Source organism: Kitasatospora sp. NPDC101447 (assembly GCF_044767225.1).
GTDB lineage: Bacteria > Actinomycetota > Actinomycetes > Streptomycetales > Streptomycetaceae > Kitasatospora.
This window is the reverse complement of record NZ_JBIWNL010000033.1, coordinates 75,381-101,125: the sequence shown is the minus strand read 5'-3', so window position 1 is coordinate 101,125 and position 25,745 is coordinate 75,381. Positions and strand designations below refer to the sequence as shown.

Here is a 25,745-nt window from a genome sequence, read left to right as displayed (position 1 = left end):
TTGCCCTCGCCGGAGGAGGTGACCAGCACGGCGGCGACGTCGCCGGCCTTGGCGATCTGGGCCAGGGCGTCCACCTTGGGGACGACCAGCTGGTCCGCGAACTCGGCGCCGTCGGCGACGTACACCTTCGCCGCGCCGAACTCGGCGGCCTTCGCGGCGATGTCGGCGGCCGCGGCACCGGCGCCGAGGACGACGGCGGACGGCTCGCCGATGCGGCGGGCCAGGGTCAGCAGCTCCAGGGCCGGCTTGCGGACCGCACCGTCGGCGTGGTCCACCAGGACGAGAATCTCAGCCATTGCTCAATGTCTCCGTGTTTCGCAGGTTCGAGGGGTGGGACTGGACGGACTTCCGGTCGGCGAGACCGCCGACTAGATGAACTTCTGGTCGGCGAGGAAGCCGGCGAGCGCCTTGCCACCCTCGCCCTCGTCCTTGACGACCGTGCCCGCGGTACGCGCCGGACGCGCAGCCACCGACTCCACCGCCGTCCACGAACCCGCCAGACCGACCTCGTCCGCCTCGATGCCCAGGTCGTCCAGGTCCAGCGACTGAACCGGCTTCTTCTTCGCCGCCATGATCCCCTTGAACGACGGGTAACGGGCCTCACCCGACTGGTCCGTCACCGAGACCACCGCCGGCAGCGCCGCCTCGACCAGCTCGGTCGCCGCGTCACCGTCACGACGGCCCTTGACCACACCGCCCTCGACCGACACCTCCGACAGCAGCGTCACCTGCGGCACACCCAGACGCTCCGCCAGCAGCGCCGGCAGCACACCCATCGTGCCGTCCGTCGACGCCATGCCACCGATCACCAGGTCGAACCCGGTCTTCTCCAGCGCCTTCGCCAGCACCGCCGACGTCCCGATCACGTCCGAACCGTGGATGTCGTCGTCGTTCACGTGCACGGCCTTGTCCGCACCCATCGACAGCGCCTTGCGCAGCGCGTCCTTCGCGTCGTCCGGCCCGACCGTCAGCACCGTCACCTCGGCGCCCTCGTTCGCCTCCGCGATCCGCAGCGCCTGCTCCACGCCGTACTCGTCCAGCTCCGACAGGAGGCCGTCCACGCCCTCCCGGTCGGTGGTGTGGTCGTCCGCGAAACGACGGTCACCCGTCGCGTCCGGCACGTACTTCACACAGACGACGATCCTCAAGCTCATGAGCGGTTCTCCTGTCACGGGTGCACGGATGCACTGGATCCATGGCCTCAGGTCATGCCGAGGGTACTGAGTGCCAAGTCCGGCCCGGTCGCGACCCGCGCGCCGCGAGCGCCACCTGGACCGGCATACCGTGTCGGCTCTCTTCGACTGGCGTCAGAGGCTCCAGGGAGAGAATACGGCACTCAGTACCCCTCGTAAAGGAACTCAGTACCCTTCCCGGTGCCCGGGGGGCCGCGAGCCGTCCGCCCGCGCGGCACCGCCCAGGGCGACGGCGGCCTCGCCGGTGTGGACGCGGAAGGTGAGCGACTCCTGGAGGTAGAGCCGGACCGTTTCGGCGTCGTGGGAGAGGTAGCCGACGGAGACGTCCTGGCCGAGGAAGAGCTCGAAGTCGCCGCCGCGGGTGGAGAGGAGGAAGGCGCCCTCGATGGCGGGGGCCCAGATGATGTCGCCGTCGAGGAGGCGGGCGAGGTGGTTGTGGACGGGGTAGCCGTGGTCGCTGGTCTCGTTGACGGCGGTGAAGGCGTCGGCGCCGAGGAGCAGGGAGTAGGGGCCGCCGACGCCGGCCAGCCGCAGCGCCGTGAGCGCCCGGCTGACCGCCTCGGGGTACTCGCGGACGTCCTCGGGAAGGGGGACCGGCGGGTTGGTGGAGGCGGCGCGGATGCCGTCGACGGCGGCGGCGCGGTAGCCCTCGAAGACGGTGCGGTCCTCGGCCAGGGCGAGGGTGCGGGCGGCGTCCTTGACGGGCTGCCAGTCGGAGTCGCGGGAGCCGCGCTCGACGTCGTCCACGGCATCGCGGCGGACGGTGAAGGGGACGCGCAGCTCGACCACCGGCTGGGCGGCGCGGGCGTGCGCCTGGACGCCGTCCATCGGCGGTTCGATGCCGGTCAGGTGGCCGGTGCCGACGGCGGAGAGGTCGACGCCCGCAGGGCCGCTGAGGTCGACCACCCGGCGCCCGGCGATGTGCAGCTTGAAGGTCTGGCGGGCCTCGTCCTCGATCTCCTCCCAGGCGGAGGCGGAGACGGGGGCGAGGTCCCGGTGGAGGTTGTTCATGCGCGGGGTCCTGTTCGGGGGGTCTGTTTGAGGCTGCCGATGCCCAGCGAGCCGGGGCTTCCGCCCGCCGTCGATCCGGCGGCGGACCCGGCCGGCGATCCGGCGGCGGACCCGGCCACCGCGCCCGGTGCCGGCGGCGGGGAGTCGAGCAGGTCGGCGGTCGGGACGAAGAACAGCGCGCCGGTGACGGCCGTCGAGAAGTCGAGCAGCCGGTCGGTGGTGCCGGGCGGGTTGCCGACGAACATGTTGCGCAGCATCTCCTCGGTCACCCCGGGGTCACGGGCGTAGCCGATGAAGTAGGTGCCGGACTCGCCGCCGTGCGCGAAGGAGCCGAAGGGCATGTTGAAGCGGACGATCTTCCGCTCCTCGCCGTCCGGGCCGGTGATCACGGTGAGCGCGACGTGCGAGTCCGCGGGCTTCACGTCGTCGGCGAGCTCGACGTCGGTCAGCTTGGTGCGGCCGACCGCGCCCTCCTGCTCCTCGACGCTCAGCGCGTTCCAGGCGTCCAGCCGGTGCAGGTACTTCTGGACGACGACGTAGCTGCCGCCGGCGAAGTCCGGGTCCTCCGCGCCGACCAGCGCGGCGTCCACGGCGGCCCGGCCCTCGGGGTTCTCGGTGCCGTCCACGAAGCCGAGCAGGTCCCGGTCGTCGAAGTACCGGAAGCCCTGGACGGAGTCGACCACGGTGGCCGCCCCGGCGAGCCGGCCGGTGAGCTGCCCGGCCAGTTCGAAGCAGAGGTCCATCCGCTCGGCCCGCAGGTGGAGCAGCAGGTCGCCCGGTGTGGCCGGGGCGCGGTGGCGGGCGCCGGCCACCTCCCGGAAGGGGTGCAGGGCCGCCGGCCGGGGACCGTCGAAGAGGCGGTCCCAGAGTTCGGAGCCGATGCCGGTGACACAGGTGAGGCCGCCCTCGGGGGCCCGGAAGCCGACCGCGCGGCGCAGCCCGGCGAGGTCGGGCAGCAGCTCGCGCACGGCGTGCTCGCCCCCGGGTTCGACGGTGAGCACCAGGAAGATCGCCGCGCCGGTCAGCGGGGAGAGCACGGCCTGCGGTTCGGGCTGCATGACGTCGCCCCTCAGGACACCGGGTGCGGGCAGGAGGGGCAGGAGCAGACCGAACGGACCGGCACTGATCTGATCATGGGAATGATTACATCGCATAGCGGACAATTCGGCGCGGCCGGCACGCATCCGAAGGACCCCGCCGGGCGGGCGGGGTGCCGACACGCGGCGAGGGGCGGGTGCGCCTCGTCGCGCACCCGCCCCTCCCGCCCTCGGCAGCGGTTCAGACCCGCAGCGCCGCCAGCTGCTGCTCGAACGGCACCACCTGCTCGGGCACCGCCGGCGCCGCCGGGCCGCGGCCGGACAGCAGGGCCGCCAGCTCACCCGCCGCACGGTCGATCCGGCGCGGCAGCCCGTCGGTGAGCCCGTCCCCGGTCCCGCCCCAGTCGTCGGTCGCCGCGTAGACGGAGGTCGGCAGCACCACCGCGCGCAGGTAGGCGAACAGCGGCCGGACGGCGTGCTCCAGGGCGAGCGAGTGCCGGGGCGTGCCACCGGTCGCGGCGATCAGCACCGGCTTGCCAGTGAGCGCGTCGTGGTCGATCACGTCGAAGAAGGACTTGAACAGCCCGCTGTAGGACGCCGTGAAGATCGGCGTCACCGCGATCAGCCCGTCCGCCTCCGTGACCGCCTCGATCGCCTCCCGCAGCGCGGCGCCGGGGAAGCCGGTCACGAAGTTGTTCGCGATCTCCACGGCCAGGTCCCGCAGTTCGACGACGGTGACGTCCACCGGCCGGCCGTCCGCGCCGAGCTGCCGCGCGGTCGAGTCGGCGAGCCGGTCCGCCAGCAGGCGGGTCGAGGACGGCTTGCTCAGCCCGGCGCTCACCACCACCAGCTTGTACGCGGTCACTTGGACACCTCGGCCTTCTCGTTCTCGTCAGTCGTCTCGTCGCTGGTCCCGCCGGTCGTCCCGGCGGCCTGCTCGGCGGCCTTCCGGTCGCGGTCCGCGACCAGCGCGGCGTGGGTCGGCCCGTCCGGCACCTCGACCGGGCGGCCCTTGGCGAACTCCTCGCGCAGCACCGGCACGACCTCCTCGCCGAGCAGGTCCAGCTGCTCCAGCACGGTCTTCAGCGGCAGGCCGGCGTGGTCCATCAGGAACAGCTGGCGCTGGTAGTCGCCGAAGGTCTCGCGGAAGGTCAGCGTCTTCTCGATGACCTCCTGCGGGCTGCCGACGGTCAGCGGCGTCTGCTCGGTGAACTCCTCCAGTGAGGGCCCGTGCCCGTACACCGGCGCGTTGTCGAAGTACGGACGGAACTCGCGCACCGCGTCCTGGGAGTTCTTCCGCATGAACACCTGCCCGCCGAGGCCGACGATCGCCTGCTCGGGCGTGCCGTGGCCGTAGTGGGCATAGCGCTCGCGGTAGAGGTCGATCAGCTTCTGGAAGTGCTCCTTGGGCCAGAAGATGTTGTTCGCGAAGAAGCCGTCCCCGTAGTAGGCGGCCTGCTCGGCGATCTCGGGGCTGCGGATCGAGCCGTGCCAGACGAACGGCGGGACGTCGTCCAGCGGGCGCGGGGTGGAGGTGAAGCCCTGCAGCGGGGTGCGGAAGCGGCCGCTCCAGTCCACGACCTCCTCGCGCCACAGCTCGTGCAGCAGCGCGTAGTTCTCTATCGCGAGCGGGATGCCCTGGCGGATGTCCTTGCCGAACCACGGGTAGACCGGGCCGGTGTTGCCGCGGCCCATCATGACGTCCACCCGGCCCTCGGCCAGGTGCTGGAGCATCGCGAAGTCCTCCGCGATCTTCACCGGGTCGTTGGTGGTGATCAGGGTCGTCGAGGTGGAGAGGATGATGCGGTCGGTCTGCGCGGCGATGTAGCCGAGCATGGTCGTCGGGGAGGACGGGACGAACGGCGGGTTGTGGTGCTCGCCGGTCGCGAAGACGTCCAGGCCGACCTCCTCGGCCTTGCGCGCGATCGCCACCATCGCCTTGATCCGCTCGTGCTCGCTCGGGGTGCGGCCGGTGGTGGGGTCGGTCGTCACGTCGCCGACGGAGAAGATTCCGAACTGCATGCTGCTCACCGCTCTCCGGAGGAGGTCGTTCAACTTTCAACCACCTTAGCACGCAGGTGGCCCCGGCTATTCCCGCCCACAATGGAAGGAAGGCGGGGCACGAGCGGCGGGGTTCCGGAAAGGGCGGCGGACGATGGCGCCGTACATCGCGGTGAGCGCACTGAGCCACGAGGGCCTGGTGCGGGAGCACAACGAGGACAGCCTCGCGATCGGCCCGTGGACGCTCTGCGCCACCGTGACCAGCAACCCGCAGACGCTGCTCTTCCCGCTGGGCCCGCCCTGCGTGGTCGCGGTGGCCGACGGCCTCGGCGGCCATCCCGGCGGCGAGGTGGCCAGCGCCCTGGTCGCCCGTCGGCTCGCCGCCCACGGGGACGGCCTGGACGGCGAGGAGGCCGTCCGGGAGGAACTGCAGGAGTGCAACCGGGCCGTCTACGCGGCCGCCGCCGGGGAGCCGGAGCTCGCCGCGATGGGCACCACGATCGCGGGGGTGGTGCTGCTGCCCGAGCGGGCGGTGGTCTTCAACGTCGGCGACAGCCGGGTCTACCGGATCGACGGGGACGGGCTGAGCCGGGTGAGCGTCGACGACAGCCCGCCGCTGCCGCCCGGACGCCGCACCACCTCGATGGTCACCCAGACCCTGGGCGGCTCGCTCGGGCTCACCTTCGTCGAACCGCACGTCCGGGTCGCCCCGCTGGCATCCGGCGACCGCTACCTGGTGTGCAGCGACGGGCTGACCGACCCGGTGCCCGAGGAGGAGCTGGCCGACCTGCTGGCCCGCTCCTACGAAGGGGCCGAACGGTCCGACGGCAAGGCCGCGTTCGAGCTCTGGAAGGCGGCGATCGAGGCCGGCGGGCCGGACAACATCACCCTGGCCCTGGTGCGGGTCGGCGGGTAGCCGCACCCCGGCGGAACGCACGCGACGGCCCCCGCGGAACGTGCGCGACGGGCCTCGCGGAACGTGCGCGACGGGCCTCGCGGAGCGGACCCGCCCCGGCGGGGCGCCGAAGCGCTCCGCCGGGGCGGTCACCTGTCCGTTCGCCGTGCTCGGCTCAGAATTCGCTCGTGACGGTCACCCCGCTGAAGCCCTGCTGGGCGTAGAGGCTGAAGTAGACGTAGCCGGTCGGCGGGTTCGTCACGGTCAGCGTCTCGGAGTTGTCCGGGCCCGCCGACCGCGTGGCGTACGAGCCCGTGTACGCCCAGCTCGCCGGGTTGTAGTAGAGGTCGCCGTTGCCGGTGCCGCCACTGGTGGTGATCTTCACCTGCTTGGTGCCGGCCGGCACCAGGAGGTAGAAGTGCGCGTAGTTGCCCGTGGTGGCGGCGACGTTGCTGCGGGCGCAGTTCGTGTCCAGCGCCCGGGTGTCGGCCGCGGCGCACTCCGGCAGCTGCGGGACGGTCGGGTTCGTCGCGCAGGCGCCGTTCGCGCATGCGGTCAGCCAGCTGTCGAAGTCGGCGTCGTACCGGGTGCCGATGGTGGTCTTCAGCAGGGTGCGGGCGCCGGCCCAGTCCCCCACCCGGTACTTGGCGAGGACCGCGTCCATGTCGGAGCGGTGCTGCTCCAGCATGTAGCGCACGGCCAGGTACCCCCAGCGGTAGACCCGGTCCTGGTCGCCGTAGGCGGTGTCGAAGAGGTCGCTCAGCCGGTAGGTGTGGCGCGCGGCCGCCGCGATCGCGGCGTCGTTGCTCACCTTCCGGTACGAGTAGGAGACGTACTCGGCGAAGCCCTCGACCCACCAGACGGTCGGGGTGGTCATGCCGGCGTTGAAGTCGCCGTACATGTCGAAGCGGCCGTCGAGGTAGTGGGTGTACTCGTGGTTGAGGTTCCAGATCTCGAAGGACGGGCGGGCCCACTCGGCCTCGTAGCAGAGGAAGCGCGGCTGGTTGCCCGCCTTCGCCGGGTCGCCCTCCAGGTACATGCCGCCGTTGTTGGTGTCGATGCCGTAGATCGCGGCGGCCAGCACCTGGTAGTCGAGCGAGGAGTGGAAGACCACGACCTCGATCGTGGTGTTCCCGTCGTCCTTGACCGGGCCGTTGTCCTTGACCACCGAGTGGAAGTAGGCGTCCTGACCGGTCAGGCTGGTGCAGGCGGTGCCCAGCTGGGTGGCGTCCAGTGCCTGGGCGATCAGCTTGATGCTCGGGCTGCAGGTGTAGTCGACCTTCAGCACACCGGCCTTGAGCTGGTCGGCGGAGTTGCAGGTGCCGTAGTACGAACAGTTGGCGGCGTCGTAGTAGCCGACCGCCTCGGCGACCGCGGCCCACTGGAACACGGTGCGGCCGTTCGGCGCCGACGAGTCCGCCAGCGCCTTGGCGAGCGGACGGACCTTGGCCTGGAGCGCCGGGTCCTTCAGGAAGCGGCCCAGCTCCTTGGTGGCGTTGTAGGTCAGCACGCCGAAGTCGCCGCCGAGCAGGTCGTTGTTGCGGCCGGCGAAGGCGGCGAGGGTGTCCAGGACGCTCGGGTCGGCCTCGACGGCCGCGTCGAAGCCGGCCACCTGGTGGCCGCGGAACAGCACGGTGAACACCGGGTTCACCGACCAGGCCATGCCGGCCGGGTTCCAGGTGGCGCTGGTGTAGTCGGTCAACAGCCGCTTGACCACCGGGAGGTAGCGGACGTTCTCCTGCGCGCTGTCGATCAGGGTGACGGCCTCGCCCAGGATGGGCGCGTTGCCGGCGGCGACGTCCCGCGAGTGCGCGCTGCCGAAGAACGCGTCCAGCGCGGAGCGGATCGCCGTCTGCAGGGCGGTGCCGTACGTGCCGACGTCACCCGGGTGGTACCACTGCGCGAAGTAGCCGGCACGCAGGAAGAGCACCAACTGCTCGACGGAGGTGGTGTTGTCGCCCGGGTAGCTGCCCGCCGCGTCGCGCAGCGCGTACGCCACCGTGGTCATCTGCTCCTCGCGGAACGCGCCGCGCGCGTCGCCGCCGGTGAGCTGGAAGAGGCTGTTGATGCACTGGATGTCGGCGGCCTTGATGTGCTGGACCAGGTCGCTTCCGGTCCGGCCGGTGAAGTCACCGGTGTTGCAGGCCTGTTCGGCCGCCGCGCCGAGACGGGGGGCCTTGGCGTTCGGGGTGGCGGCCGCCTTCACCTCGGCCGGCCGGGTGTCCAGCGGCAGCGGGGCGCGCTGGTCGGCGGTGGCGAACTGCCGCTCACCGTCGGTGCGTTCGGGCGTTCCGGTGGCGGGCTGCGGGGCCGCACCGGTGGGGGCGGTGGGCGCGCCGCCGGGGGCGGGCACCGCTACGGGCGCTGCCTGGCTCTGCGGCGCGAACAGGCCGACCGCCAGGAAGAGCGACAGGACGAGCGTCAACAATCGTGCCAACTGCGGGAGTCGCAGCAGTCGTGCGGGACTCACGTGAGGGCCTCCCGGCCGTCGTCGGCCGCGATCGGGGCGCGGCCGGTGGGGGATTCGAGGACCGTTGGCGACGGCGCCGCGTGGGGGCGGATCCGCCGGGAACCGGTGGGGAGTGTGACATGTACCATGGCACACATCACATAACCTTGGGAACCCTGGTTGCTGTGCGCAGTTTGCGGGGGAAACGCGCGGAGACCGTGGTGACGGTTCGTCACCACGGTCTCCGGGCCGGTCGGTTGTCGGGGAGCTACTTGCGGAGCAGCAGGATCACGCCCGCCGTCGCGAGGCCGACCAGCACGGCGGCCGCGCCGTACGCCAGGCGGTGCGCCCGCACCACCGGCAGGAAGCGGTCCACCGCGTAGCGGCCCGGGCCGGTCAGCGCCAGCGCGGCGGCCCCGGCCGTCAGCAGCAGTTCGTACTCGCTGCCCTTCGGGGCGAAGAAGCCGCCGCCCCAGGTGACGGCGATCGCGTTGACCATCGTGCCGACGATCGCGGCGCCCGCCAGCGGGGTCAGCAGGCCCACGGCGAGGGCGAGTCCGCCCAGCGTCTCGGTGAGGCCGGCCACCACGGCCATGGTGTCACCGGCCGGGTAGCCGCTCGCGGTGAAGAACTGACCGGTGCCGTCGATCCCGCCGCCGCCGAACCAGCCGAACAGTTTCTGGCTGCCGTGCGCGGCCATGGTCAGGCCGAGGACCAGGCGCAGGAGCAGGAGTCCGGCGTCATAGGCGTGCGGGGAGGTCGTCGCGGACCCGGAGGTGTCCGGGGCCTGACTGACGGTGGGCTTGGTGGCGGCGGTCGTGCTCGGGCTGCTGCTCGGCATGCGCGTCTCCATCGGTCGAAGGTCGGTCGTCGCCGGCCGGGGGCCGGCGTGAGCGGGATGCGGTGAGGCGGCGGGCGGGAGTCGTCACCCCCAGGCCATTGTTCAAATTTGAACCGCCACTCCATCGACCGTACCTTGGAGTTCGAATTTGAACAACTGACGGTCCGTGGGCGACTCGCGGCCCCCGGCCGGACCGGGGCAGGGTGGAGACATGGCTCAACGCAGGCAGCACCGGCGGGCCGACGGCACCGGCACCCCGTACCCCGAGGCCCTGGCCGCCTTCGGCGAACGCGTCCGGCTGATCACCCCCGGCCAGTGGGACTCCCCCACCCCGTGCACCGACTGGTCCGTCCGGGACCTGGTCAACCACCTCGTCGGCGAGCAGCTCTGGGTGCCCGAACTGCTGATGGGCGCCACCATCGGCGAGGTCGGCGGCCGGTTCGACGGCGACGTGCTCGGCGACGACCCCCTCGCCGCCTGGACGGACGCCGCCGAGGCCGCCCGACAGGCCTTCGACGTCCCCGGCGCCGCCGAGCTGACCGTCCACCTCTCCTTCGGGGACGTCACCGGCCGGTACTACCTGAACCAGCTCACCACCGACCTGGTCATCCACACCTGGGACCTCGCCGAAGGCACCGGGCGGCTCACCCGGCTCCCCGCCGAACTCGTCGACTTCGCGCTCGGCGAGATCACCGGCTACGGCGACCTCTCCGGCAGCGGAGTGTTCGACCCGCCGGTCCCGGTGCCCGAGGACGCGAGCCCGCAGACCCGGCTGCTCGCCCTCACCGGGCGCCGGGACGGCGGAGCGGCGGGCGCCGGCGACCAGGGGTGAGCGAGCCGAGCGCACGGCGGGGCGGGCTCACGCGAGCCGGGCGCACGGCGGTGACCGGGGCGGAAGCGGCCGGAACGGAGAGTGACGGGAACCGGGGTGACGGGAACCCAGCGTGGCCGGGGCTCACCCGGCCCCGCGGCCCGGCGCCGGATACTGGAAGGAACGGGGGCCAGTTTCCGTGCGAGAGGCGGGCGCGCCATGAGCCGCAGGCCGGACATCCTCGGCGAGTTCACCGCCGACCACCGGGCCGTCACCGAACTGCTCGACGCGATCGAGGCCGCCCCGACGGGCAGCACCGAACGTGGCGACCTGGTGACCCGACTGACCGACCTGCTGTTCGCCCACTGCGCCGCCGAGGAGGAACACCTCTTCCCGATCGTGCAGCACGACGTGCCCGACGGCGGGGCACTGGTGTTCAGCAGCATCCACGACCACCTGGCGATCGGGCAGTACCTCTCCGACCTGCAGGCGCTCCGCCCCGCCGACCCGACCTTCGACACCCTGCTGCGCGGCCTCGCCGACACCCTGCGGCGCCACCTGCACGGCGAGGAGAAACAGCTCTTCGCCGCCGCCCGCAAGGCCCTGCCCGCCGCCTCCCGCGCCGCCCTCGGCGACCGGCTGCGCGCGGAGCGCGCGGCGCTCGGCTCCTGACTCCTCCGGCCGGCCCCCGGCCGACCCCTCGATCGGGCCTCGATCCGCTCGGCGATCAGTTCTTCGGGCTGATCACCGCGAAACGCGCGCCCTCGTGGTCCTGCAGCCGGGCCACCCGCCCGTACGGGGAGTCGAAGGCCGGGCCGAGCGGCGCGCCGCCCAGCTCCACCGCCCGCTCCAGCGCCCGGTCGGTGTCCGGGACGGCGAAGGACACCTCCCAGTGCGGCGGCATCCCCGCCGGACCGCCCGCCTGCTCCTTGGCCAGCGCCGCGACGCTGTTCCCCTCGGCGCGCAGCACCACCCGGTCGTGCTCCCAGCGCACGTCGAAGCGCTCCGGATCGCGGCCGTCCCAGCGGAACACCTCACCGTAGAACAGCGCCGCCGCGAACGGATCCGGGGTGCGCAGCTCGATCCAGACCGGCGCGCCGGGCAGTTCCAGCTTCCGGGCCCGGCCCAGCGGGCCCTCCCAGATGCCGAACACCGCGCCCGCCGGGTCCGCCGCGAAGGCCACCCGCCCGGCGTCGAAGGCCAGCGGCCCGATCGCCAGGGTCGCGCCGCGCTCCCGCACCGCGTCGGCGGCCGCGTCGGCGCTCTCCGTCCCGAAGTAGCTGGTCCAGGCGAGCGGGATCGCCCCGACGCCCGCGACGCCGAGCCCGGCCACCGCCTCGCCGCCGACCACCGCGTGCACGTACGGCCCGAAGTGGTCCGGCCCGGTCTCGAACTCCCACCCGAGCAACGGCCCGTAGAACGCCTTGGCCGCCTCCAGGTCCCGGGCCATCAGGCTCACCCAGCACGGAACGGCCGCCACACAGCGCACCTTGGCGGTCTCACCGCTGCCCATCGCGAACCTCCTCGCCCACCCGGCCGCCGGGCCGCTCCCGACTCCCACGGCCCACCGGCCGCCCGGGACCTCCACAGCCTAGGACGAGGGGCGCACCACCCCCGGGAAGGCATGGCCGGGGTCAGCGCACCCAGTTCTTCAGCGGCTCGGTGTCCAGCGGGATGCCCACCGGATTGGGCAGGTCGACGGTCCTGCCGAAGGGAACGATCCGAACGCTCTCGTAACGGACGCCGTCGGGCTGACTGTGCACGGGTCGACCGACAGGCAAAGCGCCTGATGTGACGCAGGTCACATCGGGGGCGGAAATTCCGGGGACAGATTCCCCGTTTCCGAGTACGTTGGCAAAAGCGGGGAGAACTTCCCCGGTATCCTCAAGGAGCAGTCGTCGTGACCACCGCCGCCGCCGAGTCGGTCAGTCCCGCCGGGAGCACCCGTACGCCGAAGCTGCGTGCGGATGCGAGCCGGAACCGGGAACGGATCGTGCTGGCGGCCCGGGACGCGTTCGTCGAGCACGGTGCGGATGCACCGCTGGACGAGATCGCGAAGCGGGCAGGGGTCGGCAACGCCACTCTCTACCGGAACTTTCCGGACCGGATGGCGCTGATCCAGGAGGTGGCGGTGCTCGTCAAGAACCGCATCCTGGCCCTCGCCGAGACGGCGACGGCGGAGGCGGACTCGCCTGACGGCGACGGCCCGTTCGACGCTCTGCAGCGGTTCGCGCACGCGACCGTCGCGGAGAAGGTCGGCGGTCTCTGCACCTTGTTCAGCAGCCATGTCGACCCGTTCGACCCGGAGTTGACCGAGATCCGGGAGCGCCTGCAGTCCGCCGTGGGCGGGCTGATGAAGCGCGCCCGGGCCGCGGGTGAGCTGCGGCCGGACGTCGAGCACGGCGACCTGTTCATCGCGATGAGCCAGCTGACCCGACCCCTGCCGAACACCACGTGCCAGGTGCACGACGAGTTCGTCCACCGGCACCTGCAGATCTTCCTGGACGGCCTGCGCACGCCGGTCCGTTCGACGCTGCCCGGCCGGGCGGCGACCTTCGAGGACTTCCAGCCCCGCAACTGACCGACGCACCAGACCTGATCCGACCGGAACACCTGATCCGTCCGGTGGCACCGGGCGACCCGCACTGCTGAGCGGCGCCGCCCCGGCACGCCCCCGCACGCCCGCAGAGCACCTTTCACCGTACGGCAACCTGCCGTTCCCGTACGGCAGTCGACCATGCACGCACACACCACGCACCGTGAAGCGAGTACCCCCATGTCCCAAACCGACGCCCGCCCGGCGACGCTGCCCGATCCCCGGCGCTGGAAGGCGCTGATATTCATCGGCCTCGCCCAGCTGATGGTCGTCCTCGACGCGACCATCGTGAACATCGCCCTGCCGTCCGCACAGCGGGACCTGGGCATCACCGACGGCAACCGCCAGTGGGTGATCACCGCCTACGCGCTGGCCTTCGGCGGCCTGCTGCTGTTCGGCGGCCGGATCGCGGACCTCTGGGGCCGCAAGCGGACGTTCATCGTCGGCCTCACCGGCTTCGCCCTCGCCTCCGCGCTCGGCGGCGCCGCGGCCAACACCGCGATGCTGCTCGGCGCCCGCGCCCTGCAGGGCGTGTTCGGCGCGCTGCTCGCCCCCGCCGCGCTGTCGCTGCTCGCGGTGACCTTCACCGAGGCCAAGGAGCGCGCCAAGGCGTTCGGCATCTACGGTGCGATCGCCGGTGGCGGTGGCGCCATCGGTCTGATCCTCGGCGGCCTGCTGACCGAGTACATGAACTGGCGCTGGACCTTCTTCGTCAACATCCCGTTCGCCATCGTGGCCGCCGTCGGCGCCGTGATGGTGATCCGCGAGCCCGCCGAGGGCCGCAACCGCAACAAGCTGGACGTCCCCGGCGTACTGCTGGTGACCACCGGCCTGGTCTCCCTGGTCTACGGCTTCACCCGGGCCGAGTCCTCCGGCTGGACGGCCGCCAGCACCCTCGGCCTGTTCGCCGCGGCCGCCGTGCTGCTGTTCGCCTTCGTGATGGTCGAGCTCAAGGTCAAGGCCCCGCTGCTGCCGCTGCGCGTGGTGCTGGACCGCAACCGCGGCGGGGTCTACCTGTCGCTGGGCATGGCCGTGATCGGCATGTTCGGTCTGTTCCTCTTCCTGACCTACTACCTGCAGATCGTGCTCGGCTACAGCCCGGTGCTGACCGGCGTGGCCTTCCTGCCGATGGTGGCGGGCATGATCACCGGCTCGACCCAGATCGGCGCCCGGCTGATGACCCGGGTCCCGGCGCGCTACCTGATGGCGCCCGGCTTCCTGGTCGCCTCGATCGGCATGTTCCTGCTGACCCACATCAGCCTGGACACCTCCTACCCGGCGCTGATCCTGCCCGGCCTGGTCCTGATGGGCCTCGGCATGGGTACCGCGTTCATGCCGGCCATGAGCCTCGCCACGCACGGCGTCCAGCCGCGCGACGCCGGCGTGGCCTCCGCGATGGTCAACACCTCGCAGCAGGTCGGCGGCGCCATCGGCACCGCGCTGCTGAACACCATCGCGGCCAGCGCGACCACGAGCTGGCTGGCCTCGCACGCCACCGCCGCGGCCGCCGCCTCCCCGGAGGCCGCCAAGGCGCTGCAGTTCGGCGGCATGGTGCACGGCTTCTCGACCGCGATCTGGGTGTCCTTCGGGATCCTGGTGGCCGCCGCCACCGTCGCCTTCACCTTCATCAACGCCGGCCGTCCCGGCTCGGCGTCGGGCGCGGGCGCCGGCGCGGATCTCGCGAAGAACGACGAGGTGCCGGTGCTGGTGCACTGACGCCCAGGGGTTGCTCGGGTGCGTAAGCGGCCCGTCCGGTGTCCCACGACACCGGGCGGGCCGCTCGCCGTTTCCGGCATACGACATCCGGCATACGACATCCGGCGTCCGGCGTCCGGCGTCCGGCGTCCGGCGTCCGGCACACGAACAGCCCCGCCCCCTCGAACTGCCCGCCCCGGTGGACGAGAATGAAGTGGCCCACCCGGCGGGAGCGCTCACTCGCACCCGAGCGAGGCCGTCCCGCGGGTTCCACGGCGAGTACGCGCACGTCCCCGAGCCCACCGCCGAGGAGTACCGCGGGATCACCGAGGGCCACGGGCACCGACCCGCCCCGACGCCAGAGGGAGGACATCGTGCACGACCGAACCGACCGGCTCGCCGACAGCAGACACCTCCTGCTGACCACCTTCGACGAGGACGGCACCCCGATCGAGTCCCAGCTCTGGGTGGTGCCGGACGGCACCGCGCTCGGGGTCTGGACCCCCGCCCACTCGGGCGAGGCCGAACGGATCCGCCGCCACCCCCGGGTGCTGGTCGGCCCCTGCGACAGCCACGGGCGCCCGACCGGCCGGCCCGTCCCGGCCCGCGCCCGGCTCTGCGACGCCGACGCGACCGCGGGCTACCGCACCTCACTGATCAACAAGTACGGCCTGACGGCGCTCATCGTGCTGGCCCGCAGCCGGTTCCGGGTCGGGCTGGACGGAACGGTCGGGATCCGGATCACCCCGAACGAGCCGGAGCGGCGGCTGGTCGGGCCGGAGTGGCAGCCTCCGGACTCGTACTGCGTCAACTGAGGCGGCCGACGCGGGTGCCGAGCCCTGCGAATGACACCGACGAGCCGGCCGGGTCCGGGGGCTCGGGCCCGGGGATCCCGGGCCCGTGCCGCTCAGCTCCCGACGTCCGGTGCCCGCGCCAGGTCCTCGGTCTCGCAGGCCTCCCGGCCGGTCCCGACGTGGACGACCTTGACCACCCGCTCGGGGCCGCCGGGCACGACCTGCTGCTCGTGCCCGCAGCGCGGGCAGATCAGCGGGATGCGCGGGCGGGCCGGTTCGGGCGCGGCGGAGCCGCCGCCAGGACGCGGGGCGGTCACGACAGCGGGTGGGTCGGGACCGGGCTGACCTCCTGGATCTCGCCGTGGGCCTTGGTGAGCAGCTGGGAGGCGAGGTCGTTGAGGGCGCGGGCCCCCGCGACCTCCTCGCCGACCCGCAGCTGTTCCGGGTCGGAGGGGTGGCGGCTGCTGAAGCCGTGGGCGCGCAGTTCACTCCCGTCGCCGAGCCGGAGCAGGGCGGCGGCGCTGGTGCGCGGACCGTCCTCACGGAACTCCATCTCGATGTGCCAACCGACCAGAGTCTGCATGGCGGATCACCTCCATCGGTTACTCCTCCAGAGTGCGCCGCACCCACCGTTAGCACCAGGCAAGCCGGGTCGGGGCCCGGCGAGGGGGCGAGTTGAACGCGTTCAAGTCAGCGGCGTAGAGTCGGCGGCGAAGCTCATTTGAACACGTTCAAGGGGGGTGTGTCCGCCATGGGAAAGGGCACCACCGAACTGGTGGACCTCCTGGTCCTGCTCGGCATGGGCGCCGTCGTCCCGCTCGGCCTCGCCCTGATCGGCGAACCCGGGCTCGCCCGGATCCGCCGGCTCTGGCCGCTGGCCGCCGTACCCGGCGCGCTCTCGCTCTGGCTGCCGCGCGGCGCCCTCGCCACCGGCCCCGCCGTCGTCTACGCGCTGGGCACCCTGGTCATCGCGCTGCACGCGCCCCTACGGCTGGCCCGCACCCGCTCGCTCGCGCCCGCCGAGATCGCGGTGCTCACCGCGCTCGCCGCGCCCTCGGTGGCGGGGGTCGCCCTCGTCGCCGAACGCTCCGGCTACCCGCTGTTCGGCTTCGAGCCGCACATCCTGGCGCTGACCGTCCCGCACTTCCACTACGCCGGGTTCACCGCCGCCCTGGTCGCCGGGCTGGTCTGCCGGGCCGTCGACCCGGCCTCCACCGCCGCCCGCTGCGCGGCGCTCAGCGTGCCGGCGGGCACCCTGGTGGTCCTGGCCGGCTACTTCCTCGGCAACTGGTGGCAGTTCGCCGGCGCCCTCGTCCTGACCACCGGGATGTGGCTGGTCGGCCTGATCACCTGGCGCGAGCTGCGCCACCGGGCCCACGACACGGCCACCGCCCGCCTGTTCGCCGTCTCCTCGGCCGTCCTCGCGCTCACCATGGTGCTCGCCCTCTGGTGGGCACTCGGCCGGGCCGCCGGACTCCCCCACCCCACCCTGGCCTGGATGGCCGCCACCCACGGCGTCGGCAACGCGCTCGGCTTCGCCCTCTGCGCACTCCTCGCCTGGCGCCGGCTCGACACCCCGGAGGCCCACCGATGACCGACCTCAGCTACCCCGAACAGGGCGCCAGCACCGCCGGCGAACTGCCCGACGGCTACAACCACCTGCGGCACCGGGCGCGGATCGGCCACGGCCGCGCCGCGCTGGAGGTCGCCGGAGCCGCCCTGCTCGGCTGGCGGATGCACCGGCTGGCAGGCGTACGGATCGATACCGAGGCGCAGCGCGCGGCCCCGGGCGTCGCCGTCCACTGCGGGATCGGGGTCGGGCCGCTGCGCGCCGGGGCCCCGAACCGGGTGCTGGCCACCGTCGACGGCCCGGACCGCTACGGGTTCACCTACGGGACGCGGCACGGCCACCTGGCCGCCGGCGAGGAGACCTTCCTGGTCGAGATGGGGCCGGACGGGGCGGTCTGGTTCACCGTCACCGCCTTCAGCCGCCCCGTCGCCTGGTACGCCCGACTGGCCGGACCGCTGCTCCCGCTCGCCCAGCGCGCCTTCGCCCGGCACTGCGGACGGGTGCTGGCGGGGATCGCGGCGGACGCGGCGTAGCGGACACGGACGCCGCGGACACGGCGTGAGCGCTGTGGCGGCAGCGGGCCGGGCGCGGGGACAAGCGTCACGACGGCAGCCGGCGCGGCGTAAATGCCGCGACCGGCGGTGCCGCCGTCCGGCATCATCGCCCGATGATGCTGATGCAGCCGGTACTGGAGATCCGCTCCCCCGACGGCTTCGCGCTCTGGCCCACGGCCGAGCACGAGGGCTGGGGATACCTGGTGCTGAACGGGGAGTCGACGCCCGCCGAGGTGGGCACGGCGGTGTGGCGGCTGGCCGACGTCAACGACGTCGACCCCGAGGAGGACGACGAGCGCGGTCCGCGCCCGGCGGACCCGCTGGGCGCCTTCCTGCACGGGCTGCTCACGATGCCCGACCTCTTCGCACCCGGCGGGTTCCGGGTGACCGACCCCGCCACCGGCACCGTCTTCACCCCGGGCTGCTGCACCGGCCTGGAGGACTGGCGCGAGTGGACGGCCGTGGTCGAGGGCTCGGGCCCGGCCTGGTTCGGCCACGACCCGGACGCCCGGGTCGAGTGGATCGGCCGGGTCGTCCGGCTCACCCAGGACGACGAGGACGCGGACAGCCCTGTGATCGAGCTGCCGGTGGACGAGCTGCGCCGACTGCTCGCCGGGGCCGAGCGGGACCTGCGCGACTTCCTCGCCCTCGCCGCGCGGTGGGCCGAGCGGCAGCTGCCGGACCGCGCGCCCGCCGTCACCACCGCGCTCGCCCGCGCACTCGCCCTGGAGGCCCCGGCATGACCAGCTTCCACACCCACCGGGCCCGGGTGCACGACACCTCGCTCCCGGTCCACCGGCGGCACAGCGCGCTGCGGACCTGCCTGACCTGCTTCGCCCCGTACGGCCTGCGGGCGACCTACCACCACCTCACCGTCAGCGCCCGGATGCCGCGGCACCTGGAGACGGACCCGGACTCACTGCTGCGTGCGGTGGACGAGCTGCACGAGGCGCGCGAGCTGTGGCGGGCCGGGGCCGAGGAGTACGCGGCGCAGCGCCGGGCGCAGAAGCGGTCCGGGCGACGGACCCGGCCGGTGCCGCCGTGGTGGGACCGCTACCGGTGGGGCCCACTGGAGGCGGCGTGGCACCACGACCCGTTCCTGCACCCGCCGTTGAGCCTGCCCGACTACGTGCAGCGGCGGAACGCCCTGCTGGACGGCGCCGAGCTGCCCGGCTGCCCGGCCTGCGGGGAGGAGGGCCCGGCGGTGCCGGTCCCGACCGGCCACGGCGAGGCCGGGCTGTGCCGGTCCTGCGCCCGGGTGCTGACGCCCTGCCCGTGCGGGCGGTGGCACGGCTTCGAGCCGTCGGTGCGGTTCGGCTGGAGCCGGACGTGGCGGCGGGAGCACATGACCGACTCCGGCGAGGCGGACCCGCGGTGGCCCGGCGTCCGGGGTGCGGCCGGGACCGTGCGGCCGGCCGCGCAGCACCCCGTGCACCCGCCGTCCTGAGTCAGGCGCGGTGGGCGGGGACGGCGAGCAGGACGGCGCCGTTGCCCTGGACGCGCACCTCGAAGTGGTCGATGTCGCCCGGCTGGAGGGCCGTACCGCCGGTGGTGCGCAGCACGCCGCCGTTGCCCCCGTAGCCGCCCGCCGGGATGCGCCAGGTGTTGACCGTCTGCTGTCCGCCGGTGTGCGAGACCGCGACCAGGCTGCAGGTCAACGGGCCCTGGACGCCGGAGAGTTGCATGCTGACCTGGCTGCCCCAGGTGGTGCCGTCGACGCCGACGGTGGCGTGCGTGCCGGTGGTCGGGTCGGTGGCGCTGAACTGCTCGGCCACGGCGACCACGGCGGGGGTGCTGTCCGCGGTGAGCACCGCGGCCGTGACGGCGGGGCCCGCCGCGATCATCGCCGTCGCGGCCAGGGCCAGGACCAGCCGCCGCACCCGGCCCCGCCGCCGGGCGGTACCGACCTCGGCGACCAGCCGGTCCAGGAGCCGCGGGTCCGGCTGCGGGGCGGGCGCGGCCGGGTCCAGCCCGGCGGCCGTCCCGGCGGCCGCGTACTCGGCCAGCAGCGGTTCCACGAAGCCGAGTTCGGCGACCTGCTCGGCGCACTGCGGGCAGTCGGCCAGGTGCTGCTCGAAGGCGGCGCGCTCGGCGGGTTCCAGCAGGCCGAGGACGTAGGCGCCGGCGTCGACGTGCTCCGGGCCGTCGAAGGCGCGGCCGGTCCCGCCGGGCCCGTGGTCCGGGCCCCCGGGCGTGCCGCCCCCGCCGCCGGGAACGCCGTCCGGGCTGCCGGGCACCGGGTCGGGGCGCTTGGTCACGATGTCACTCCCCGTTCCTCCAGCGCGAGCCTGAGCGAGCGCAGTGCGTAGAACACCCGCGACCGCACGGTCCCGGCCGGGATGCCGAGTTCGGCGGCCGCCTCGTTGGCCGTGCGCCCCTTCAGGTAGGTCTCGACGATGATCTCGCGGTGCGCCGGCGAGAGGTCGCCGAGCGCGTCCGCGACGGTCATCATCCGCAGGGCCCGGTCGAGCTCGTCCTCGGCGGGCAGCAGTTCCAGGGCGGCCGCGTCCACCTCGCGGGGCCTGGCCCGGGCGCTGCGGTGCTCGTCGATCACGATTCGCCGGGCGACGGTGACCAGCCAGGGCCGCAGCGAGCCCGCCGCCGGGTCGAGGCGGTCGATGTTGCGCCAGGCGCGGACCAGGGTCTCCTGGACGACGTCCTCGGCCCGCTGGCGGTCGCCGGCGACCAGGTGGAGCACGAAGCCGAAGAGCGGACCGGCGTGCTCGTGGTACAGGGCGCGCATCAGCTCCTCGTCCGACGCCCCCGTGACATGGCCGGCGGTGCCGCCGACGGGGTGCTCCTCGGTCACCACTTCATCGTTGCGCACCCGGGCCTCCCGGTCGAGGACGGTCGGCACCGGTCAGTAACCCGGAGTGCTGGGCATCGGACTGGGGGTCGCCGGGCTCGGGGCGGAGCCGGTGCCGGTGCCCGCCTTGCCGCCGCTCGGGGTCACCGCGAACCAGGTGCCGCCGACGCCCTGGCCCTTGGTGTCGCCGGGCTTGGTGTCCGGCGAGTAGCGGTAGACCGGCCAGCCGTTGACGGTGACCTGCTTGGTCCCGTCGGAACGGGTGACGGTGCCGACGAGCTTGCTGTCGATGCCCTTGACCGTGACGTCGCCGTTGACGTGCTCCGGCGGCCAGATCACGGCGCAGCTGCCGTTGCAGTACGACTCCGGCGGGTTGTTCTCGTCCTGGTCGAAGCGGTACAGCGTGAAGCCGGCACTGTCGGTGACGATGGTGCCCAGCTTGGGGTCGGTGGCGGTCTGCAGGGTCGCACTCGCCGGGGCGCTCTGGCTGCCCGACGTGCTCGGCGCGGCGGACTTGCTCCCGCCGGACGACCCGCAACCGGCGATCAGGGCGGCCACCGCGATGCCGGAGGCGGCCAGCACGGCGGCCCGGCGGGTGCGGGGTTTGCTGGACATGGGTGCCTCCCGCGGTCGGAAACGGACTGGACACCCTTCTGTACGTCCGGTGCCGACCGGCTGCTCAATGCCGGCGCCCGGACGCCCGGGGAAGGCCGGACGCCCGCGGAACCGCCCACGGAATACCGTGTCGGGTGGCGCCGTTGTGGCGGGCACACGGTCTGTACCGCGGCCTCCGGAAGGGAAGGAAGCGCAAGATGAGCAGCACGGTCGAACTGACCAAGGAGAACTTCGACGACATCGTCCCCGGCCCGGAGGGCAAGGACTTCGTCTTCATCGACTTCTGGGCCGGCTGGTGCGGTCCCTGCCGCCAGTTCGCCCCGGTGTACGAGAAGGCGGCCGAGCGCCACTCGGACCTGGTCTTCGCCAAGGTGGACACCGAGGCGCAGCAGGAGCTGGCCGCCGCGTTCGGTATCCAGTCGATCCCGACGCTGGCGATCATCCGTGAGGGCGTGCTCGTCTTCTCGCAGGCCGGTGCGCTGCCGGAGGCGGTGTTCGAGGACCTGATCGGCCAGGCCCGCGGGCTGGACATGGTCGAGGTGAAGCGCAAGGTCGCCGAGGAGCAGGCGGCCGGCGGCCAGGCCTGAGGCCGGGCCGGTCGGCGAGGGCCCGGGGAGCGGTGTCCCCCGGGCCCTCGCCGCACCCGCGGCCCGCCCGATCCGGCGACGCCCGTCGCGCTCCGCCACGCCCGTCCCGATCCGCTCCTAGAGTCGTGTCAGCGGCCCCCACCGGGGTCTCCGCGGAGGTACCACCGACGAAGGAGTGATCGCCATGAGCACGTTCGTACTGGTCCCCGGATTCTGGCTCGGCGCCTGGGCGTGGGACGACGTGGCCGCGCCGCTGCGCGCCGCCGGGCACCGCGTCCACCCGGTCAGCCTGCCCGGGGTGGCCGAACGCGCGGTCGAGTCCGGTGGGTTCGGGCTGGAGGACCACATCGCCGACCTGGCCGACCTGCTGGTCCGCGAGGACCTGTGGGAGGTCGTGCTGGTCGCCCACAGCGGCGCCGCCGCCCCGGTGGGCGGGCTGGCCGACCGGATGCCGGAGCGGATCCGCCGGGTGGTCTACCTGGACAGCCGCCCGATGCCCGACGGCTCCTCGGTCTACGACCTCTGGCAGCCCGGGTTCCGCGAGGAGGCCGACGCCACGGTGACGGACGGCCGACTGCCGATGCCGCCCTGGGACTTCCTGTCCTCCCAGGGGGCCGGCCTGGACGGCCTGGACGAGGCCGCGCTGGCCCGGATCCGGGCGCGGGCCACCCCGCACCCGGAGGGCGCGTTCCGGGACCGGCTGCGGCTGACCGGCGCCGGGGACGCGCTGCCGCAGGCGATGGTGTTCTGCTCCTTCCCGCTCGCCACGGTGCGCGCGCTGATCGACTCCGGGGATCCGGGCTTCGCCGCGCTCGCCGGGCCGAACTGGGAGCTGCGCGAACTGCCCACCGGGCACTGGCCGATGTTCTCCCGCCCGGCCGACACGGCGGCGGTGCTCGCGGAGCTCGCCGCGCTCTGAGACCGCCCGGCTGTCCCCCGCGCGCCCCGGTGCTGTCCCCTGCGCGCACGGATGTGTCCCGTGCGCGTCCTGGGCGTGTCCGTCCGTCGCGCGGGCGCGCCCGGCCCGGCAGGATGGGCCCCACACCGTACCGAGTGGAGAGCGACCCCATGAGCGAGCAGCCCGGCCGTACCGAACCACCCGCCGCCGGGCCCGAGTTCCGGCGGGTCACCACCGCCCTGGTCACCGGGAGCGCCGCCGACGCGCCGTACCACGTGGACGTCAGGGCCGGCACCCACCCGCTGACCTCCGACGAGCCCGCGCGGCGCGGCGGCTCGGACAGCGGGCCGGAGCCGTTCGCGCTGCTGCTCGCCTCGCTCGGGTCCTGCACCGCGATCACCCTGCGGATGTACGCCGACCGCAAGAAGTGGCCGCTGGAGACGGTCCGGGTCAGGCTCGGGTACGAGACCGACGGCAGCCGGGGCCGGATCTCCCGCCGGGTCGCCCTGACCGGCGGCCTGGACGGGGACCAGCGCGCCCGGCTGCTCGACATCTGCGAACGCACGCCGGTCACCCTCGCCCTGCGGGCCGGGGTGGCCATCGAGACGACGGAGGACCGGGCATGACCAGCACCGCCGAGGAGTACGACGTCATCGTCCTGGGGGCCGGCCCGACCGGCGAGAACGTGGCGGACCGCACCGTCGCCGCCGGTCTGCGCACGGTGATCGTGGAGGCCGAGCTGGTCGGCGGCGAGTGCTCCTACTGGGCCTGCATGCCGAGCAAGGCGCTGCTGCGCCCGGTGGCGGCGCTGACCGACGCCCGCGCGGTGGCCGGCTCCCGGGAGGCGGTCGGCGACGGCCGGCTGGACCCGGCCGCGGTGCTGGCCCGGCGGGACTCCTTCACCTCGCACTGGAAGGACGACGGCCAGGTGAAGTGGCTGCGGGACACCGGCATCGACCTGGTCCGCGGCCACGGCCGACTGGCCGGGGAGCGGACGGTGACGGTGGAGGCCGAGGACGGCAGCGAGCGGGTGCTCACCGCCCGGCACGCCGTCGTGGTGTGCACCGGCAGCCGTCCGGTGCTGCCCGGACACGTGCCGGGGCTGGCCGAGGCCGCGCCGTGGACCAACCGGGAGGCCACCGGCTCGTCGGCCGTCCCCGGGCGGCTGGCAGTGGTCGGTGGCGGCGTGGTCGGGGTCGAGATGGCCACCGCCTGGCGGGCGCTCGGTTCCGAGGTGGTGCTGCTGGTGCGCGGCGGGGGGCTGCTGCCGCGGATGGAGCCGTTCGCGGGCGAGCTGGTCGCCGAGGGCCTGCGCGGGGCCGGGGTGGACGTCCGCTTCGGCGTCGAGGTCGCCGCGGTGGAACGGACGGACGGCTCCGGGCCGGTGACCCTGACGCTCAAGGACGGCGGGGAGCTGACCGTCGACGAGGTGCTGTACGCGACCGGCCGGGCCCCGCGCAGCGCCGACATCGGGATGGAGCAGGTCGGGCTGAAGCCGGGCGGCTGGCTGGAGGTGGACGACAGCTGCGCGGTGCTCGGGGTGGACGGCGAGTGGCTGTACGCCGCCGGGGACGTCAACCACCGGGCGCTGCTCACCCACCAGGGCAAGTACCAGGCCCGGATCGCGGGCGCGGCGATCGCCGCCCGCGCCCAGGGGCGCCCGTTGGACACCGCGCGCTGGGGCGCGCACGCTGCGTCCGCCGACCTCGCGGGCGCGCCGCAGGTGGTGTTCACCCAACCGGAGGTCGCCGCCGTCGGCCTGACGCTGGCCGCCGCCGAGGAGGCCGGGCTGCGGGTCAAGAGCGTCGACCACGACCTCGGCGCCGTCGCCGGGGCCTCGCTGTACGGCGACGACTACCGCGGCCGGGCCCGGGTGGTCTTCGACCTGGACCGCCAGGTGCTGGTCGGCGCCTGCCTGGTCGGCCCCGGGGTGGCCGAGCTGCTGCACTCGGCGACCGTCGCGGTGGTCGGCGAGGTGCCGATCGACCGGCTCTGGCACGCGGTGCCCGCGTACCCGACGATCAGTGAGGTCTGGCTGCGGCTGCTGGAGGGCTGCCGGGGGTAGCCCTCCGGACGGACCGACGGACGACGGGTGAACAGACGGACAGGTGAACGGACCGCCGGGCGAACGGACGGCCTTCCGGGTGATCGGCGCGGCGAGGTGTGACCACCGGTGGACGGCGGGACACTGGCAGTCGGGGACCGTCCCGGGGGGCCGTGCTCGTGGACCAGGTGGTGTGAGGCATGACCGAGGTGCTGTTGGCCGTCGGAACCGAGAAGGGCCTCTTTCTCGGCCGCAGCCGCGACCGGCTGACGTGGGAGTTCAGCGGGCCGCACTTCCCGATGAACGCGATCTACTCCGTCTCCGTCGACCGCCGGGAGGGCCGCACCAGGATCCTGGTCGGCGCCGACAGCAGCCACTGGGGCCCGTCCGTCTGGCGCTCCGACGACCTCGGCGCGCACTGGTACGAGCCGCCGCAGCCGGCCATCCGCTTCCCGGAGTCCACCGGCGCCTCGCTCACCCGGGTCTGGCAGCTGCAGCCCGCCGGAGCGGAGGCCCCCGGTGTCGTCTACGCCGGCACCGAGCCCGCCGCGCTGTTCCGCTCCACCGACGGCGGCGAGACCTTCGCGCTGGTCGAGTCGCTCTGGGAGCACCCCCAGCGGCCGCAGTGGGGCGCCGGCTACGGCGGCCAGGGCCTGCACACCGTCCTCACCGACCCGCGCGACCCGCAACGGCTGCTGGTCGCCGTCTCCAGCGGCGGCGTCTACCGCAGCAAGGACGGCGGCGACAGCTGGGAGCCCTCCAACACCGGGCTGCGCGCGGAGTTCTTCCCGCAGGAGCGCCAGTACCCCGAGTTCGGCCAGTGCGTGCACAAGATCGCCTCGGACCCGGTCCACCACGACCGGCTCTACCTGCAGAACCACGGCGGCGTCTACCGCAGCGACGACTGGGGCGGCAGCTGGCGCTCGATCGTCGACGGGCTGCCCGCCGAGTTCGGCTTCGCCGTGGCCGCCCACCCGCGACGCGGCGACACCGCGTACCTCTTCCCGCTCGGCGGCTCCGACGACCGCATCCCGCCCGGCCGCCGCTGCCGGGTCTTCCGCACCACCGACGGCGGCAACAGCTGGCAGCAGCTCGCGGCGGGCCTGCCCGGCGAGGACCACTACGGCATCGTGCTGCGCGACGCGCTGCGCACCGACGACGCCGACCCGGCCGGGATCTACTTCGGCAACCGGACCGGCGACGTGTACGGCAGCCGGGACGAGGGCGAGAGCTGGTCGCTGCTGAAGTCCCACCTGCCGGACGTGCTCTGCGTCCGCGCGGCGGTGGTGGCCTGACCCGTCCTCGGACCTGCCGCGTGACCCGCCGCGTGACCCGCCGCCACACCTGC

Annotated in this window: 28 protein-coding genes and 2 pseudogenes; 15 read left to right on the top strand and 15 right to left on the bottom strand. The window is 73.6% G+C overall.

The window, feature by feature from the left end:
* The 6 genes and pseudogenes from ACIRST_RS33015 to ACIRST_RS32990 form a co-directional block, all read right to left on the bottom strand.
* A pseudogene (locus ACIRST_RS33015) lies at positions 1 to 296 on the bottom strand (electron transfer flavoprotein subunit alpha/FixB family protein); the annotation flags it as partial.
* 72 nt (positions 297 to 368) lie between these two features.
* Entirely contained in the window at positions 369 to 1,154 is a 786-nt protein-coding gene (locus tag ACIRST_RS33010; protein ID WP_402806928.1) for an electron transfer flavoprotein subunit beta/FixA family protein, read from the bottom strand.
* A gap of 204 nt (positions 1,155 to 1,358) precedes the next feature.
* Positions 1,359 to 2,204, bottom strand: a complete 846-nt coding sequence (locus ACIRST_RS33005) for a family 1 encapsulin nanocompartment shell protein (protein ID WP_350524286.1) — start codon at positions 2,202 to 2,204, stop codon at positions 1,359 to 1,361.
* Positions 2,201 to 3,262: a Dyp-type peroxidase gene (locus ACIRST_RS33000; protein ID WP_402806924.1), complete on the bottom strand. Its 1,062-nt coding sequence runs from the start codon at positions 3,260 to 3,262 to the stop codon at positions 2,201 to 2,203. The genes ACIRST_RS33005 and ACIRST_RS33000 overlap by 4 nt, the downstream gene beginning before the upstream one ends.
* A 220-nt stretch (positions 3,263 to 3,482) precedes the next feature.
* Complete coding sequence (locus tag ACIRST_RS32995) at positions 3,483 to 4,106, bottom strand: FMN reductase (protein ID WP_402806922.1); 624 nt, start codon at positions 4,104 to 4,106, stop codon at positions 3,483 to 3,485.
* Positions 4,103 to 5,263, bottom strand: coding sequence for an LLM class flavin-dependent oxidoreductase (locus ACIRST_RS32990; protein WP_402806920.1), 1,161 nt, complete (start codon positions 5,261 to 5,263; stop codon positions 4,103 to 4,105). Before ACIRST_RS32990 ends, ACIRST_RS32995 begins: the two co-directional genes overlap by 4 nt.
* 133 nt (positions 5,264 to 5,396) lie before the next feature.
* On the opposite strand from ACIRST_RS32990, the gene ACIRST_RS32985 reads away from it, so the two are divergent.
* Positions 5,397 to 6,158 carry a protein phosphatase 2C domain-containing protein gene (locus tag ACIRST_RS32985; protein ID WP_350524290.1) on the top strand — a complete coding sequence of 254 codons (762 nt, stop codon included), beginning with the start codon at positions 5,397 to 5,399 and terminating at the stop codon, positions 6,156 to 6,158.
* Between the two features lie 154 nt (positions 6,159 to 6,312).
* Here ACIRST_RS32985 and ACIRST_RS32980 read toward each other — a convergent pair whose 3' ends face one another.
* A complete protein-coding gene (locus ACIRST_RS32980; RefSeq protein ID WP_402806918.1) occupies positions 6,313 to 8,607 on the bottom strand; it encodes a collagenase in 2,295 nt (764 codons plus the stop codon).
* Between the two features lie 247 nt (positions 8,608 to 8,854).
* Positions 8,855 to 9,427 (bottom strand): DoxX family protein, encoded by a 573-nt coding sequence (locus ACIRST_RS32975; RefSeq protein ID WP_402806916.1) that lies wholly within the window; start codon positions 9,425 to 9,427, stop codon positions 8,855 to 8,857.
* Between the two features lie 211 nt (positions 9,428 to 9,638).
* On the opposite strand from ACIRST_RS32975, the gene ACIRST_RS32970 reads away from it, so the two are divergent.
* On the top strand, positions 9,639 to 10,259 hold the full coding sequence (locus tag ACIRST_RS32970) for a TIGR03086 family metal-binding protein (protein ID WP_350524293.1): 621 nt from the start codon (positions 9,639 to 9,641) through the stop codon (positions 10,257 to 10,259).
* Between the two features lie 198 nt (positions 10,260 to 10,457).
* The gene (locus ACIRST_RS32965) at positions 10,458 to 10,910 is read left to right on the top strand and encodes a hemerythrin domain-containing protein (protein ID WP_350524294.1); all 453 of its coding nucleotides are present in this window, start codon (positions 10,458 to 10,460) and stop codon (positions 10,908 to 10,910) included.
* Between the two features lie 55 nt (positions 10,911 to 10,965).
* On the opposite strand, the gene ACIRST_RS32960 is transcribed toward ACIRST_RS32965, so the two are convergent.
* Together ACIRST_RS32960 and ACIRST_RS32955 are read right to left on the bottom strand one after the other, a co-directional pair.
* On the bottom strand, positions 10,966 to 11,751 hold the full coding sequence (locus ACIRST_RS32960) for a VOC family protein (protein WP_350524295.1): 786 nt from the start codon (positions 11,749 to 11,751) through the stop codon (positions 10,966 to 10,968).
* Between the two features lie 121 nt (positions 11,752 to 11,872).
* Positions 11,873 to 12,001 (bottom strand): annotated as a pseudogene (locus ACIRST_RS32955) (Uma2 family endonuclease); the annotation flags it as partial.
* A gap of 137 nt (positions 12,002 to 12,138) precedes the next feature.
* Between ACIRST_RS32955 and ACIRST_RS32950 the strand changes: the two are divergent.
* The 3 genes from ACIRST_RS32950 to ACIRST_RS32940 all read left to right on the top strand — a co-directional run bounded on the left by ACIRST_RS32950 (position 12,139) and on the right by ACIRST_RS32940 (position 15,344).
* Complete coding sequence (locus ACIRST_RS32950; protein ID WP_350524296.1) at positions 12,139 to 12,819, top strand: TetR/AcrR family transcriptional regulator; 681 nt, start codon at positions 12,139 to 12,141, stop codon at positions 12,817 to 12,819.
* Positions 12,820 to 13,014: 195 nt separating this feature from the next.
* Positions 13,015 to 14,550 carry an MFS transporter gene (locus ACIRST_RS32945; protein WP_402806912.1) on the top strand — a complete coding sequence of 512 codons (1,536 nt, stop codon included), beginning with the start codon at positions 13,015 to 13,017 and terminating at the stop codon, positions 14,548 to 14,550.
* A 353-nt stretch (positions 14,551 to 14,903) separates the two neighbouring features.
* Positions 14,904 to 15,344 carry a PPOX class F420-dependent oxidoreductase gene (locus tag ACIRST_RS32940; protein WP_396551345.1) on the top strand — a complete coding sequence of 147 codons (441 nt, stop codon included), beginning with the start codon at positions 14,904 to 14,906 and terminating at the stop codon, positions 15,342 to 15,344.
* Between the two features lie 92 nt (positions 15,345 to 15,436).
* Here ACIRST_RS32940 and ACIRST_RS32935 read toward each other — a convergent pair whose 3' ends face one another.
* Positions 15,437 to 15,640 carry a hypothetical protein gene (locus tag ACIRST_RS32935; protein ID WP_402806909.1) on the bottom strand — a complete coding sequence of 68 codons (204 nt, stop codon included), beginning with the start codon at positions 15,638 to 15,640 and terminating at the stop codon, positions 15,437 to 15,439.
* A complete protein-coding gene (locus ACIRST_RS32930) occupies positions 15,637 to 15,906 on the bottom strand; it encodes a DUF1876 domain-containing protein (protein WP_350524300.1) in 270 nt (89 codons plus the stop codon). The genes ACIRST_RS32935 and ACIRST_RS32930 overlap by 4 nt, the downstream gene beginning before the upstream one ends.
* 168 nt (positions 15,907 to 16,074) lie before the next feature.
* Here ACIRST_RS32930 and ACIRST_RS32925 point away from each other — a divergent pair, with 168 nt between their 5' ends.
* From ACIRST_RS32925 to ACIRST_RS32910, 4 genes are all read left to right on the top strand, one after another.
* Positions 16,075 to 16,917 (top strand): YndJ family protein, encoded by an 843-nt coding sequence (locus ACIRST_RS32925; protein ID WP_402806904.1) that lies wholly within the window; start codon positions 16,075 to 16,077, stop codon positions 16,915 to 16,917.
* Positions 16,914 to 17,426 (top strand): DUF1990 family protein, encoded by a 513-nt coding sequence (locus ACIRST_RS32920; RefSeq protein WP_402806901.1) that lies wholly within the window; start codon positions 16,914 to 16,916, stop codon positions 17,424 to 17,426. Before ACIRST_RS32925 ends, ACIRST_RS32920 begins: the two co-directional genes overlap by 4 nt.
* Positions 17,427 to 17,560: 134 nt before the next feature.
* Complete coding sequence (locus tag ACIRST_RS32915) at positions 17,561 to 18,190, top strand: hypothetical protein (protein WP_402806898.1); 630 nt, start codon at positions 17,561 to 17,563, stop codon at positions 18,188 to 18,190.
* Entirely contained in the window at positions 18,187 to 18,894 is a 708-nt protein-coding gene (locus ACIRST_RS32910) for a hypothetical protein (protein WP_402806896.1), read from the top strand. The genes ACIRST_RS32915 and ACIRST_RS32910 overlap by 4 nt, the downstream gene beginning before the upstream one ends.
* Position 18,895: 1 nt before the next feature.
* Here the strand turns inward: ACIRST_RS32910 and ACIRST_RS32905 are convergent, their stop codons facing one another.
* The 3 genes from ACIRST_RS32905 to ACIRST_RS32895 are packed head-to-tail and all read right to left on the bottom strand — an operon-like array spanning position 18,896 to position 20,868.
* Positions 18,896 to 19,705 (bottom strand): anti-sigma factor family protein, encoded by an 810-nt coding sequence (locus ACIRST_RS32905; RefSeq protein WP_402806893.1) that lies wholly within the window; start codon positions 19,703 to 19,705, stop codon positions 18,896 to 18,898.
* Positions 19,702 to 20,274: a sigma-70 family RNA polymerase sigma factor gene (locus ACIRST_RS32900; protein ID WP_402806890.1), complete on the bottom strand. Its 573-nt coding sequence runs from the start codon at positions 20,272 to 20,274 to the stop codon at positions 19,702 to 19,704. Before ACIRST_RS32900 ends, ACIRST_RS32905 begins: the two co-directional genes overlap by 4 nt.
* A 33-nt stretch (positions 20,275 to 20,307) precedes the next feature.
* Positions 20,308 to 20,868, bottom strand: a complete 561-nt coding sequence (locus tag ACIRST_RS32895; RefSeq protein ID WP_350524305.1) for a hypothetical protein — start codon at positions 20,866 to 20,868, stop codon at positions 20,308 to 20,310.
* Positions 20,869 to 21,065: 197 nt separating this feature from the next.
* Between ACIRST_RS32895 and ACIRST_RS32890 the strand changes: the two genes are divergently transcribed.
* From ACIRST_RS32890 to ACIRST_RS32870, 5 genes are all read left to right on the top strand, one after another.
* Complete coding sequence (locus ACIRST_RS32890) at positions 21,066 to 21,455, top strand: thioredoxin domain-containing protein (RefSeq protein WP_350524306.1); 390 nt, start codon at positions 21,066 to 21,068, stop codon at positions 21,453 to 21,455.
* A 184-nt stretch (positions 21,456 to 21,639) separates the two neighbouring features.
* Entirely contained in the window at positions 21,640 to 22,374 is a 735-nt protein-coding gene (locus ACIRST_RS32885; protein WP_402806885.1) for an alpha/beta fold hydrolase, read from the top strand.
* A gap of 149 nt (positions 22,375 to 22,523) precedes the next feature.
* A complete protein-coding gene (locus ACIRST_RS32880) occupies positions 22,524 to 22,979 on the top strand; it encodes an OsmC family protein (protein WP_402806883.1) in 456 nt (151 codons plus the stop codon).
* Entirely contained in the window at positions 22,976 to 24,418 is a 1,443-nt protein-coding gene (locus ACIRST_RS32875; protein ID WP_350524309.1) for an NAD(P)/FAD-dependent oxidoreductase, read from the top strand. The genes ACIRST_RS32880 and ACIRST_RS32875 overlap by 4 nt, the downstream gene beginning before the upstream one ends.
* Before the next feature lie 179 nt (positions 24,419 to 24,597).
* Positions 24,598 to 25,692, top strand: coding sequence for a WD40/YVTN/BNR-like repeat-containing protein (locus ACIRST_RS32870; RefSeq protein ID WP_402806880.1), 1,095 nt, complete (start codon positions 24,598 to 24,600; stop codon positions 25,690 to 25,692).
* Positions 25,693 to 25,745 lie beyond the last annotated feature (53 nt).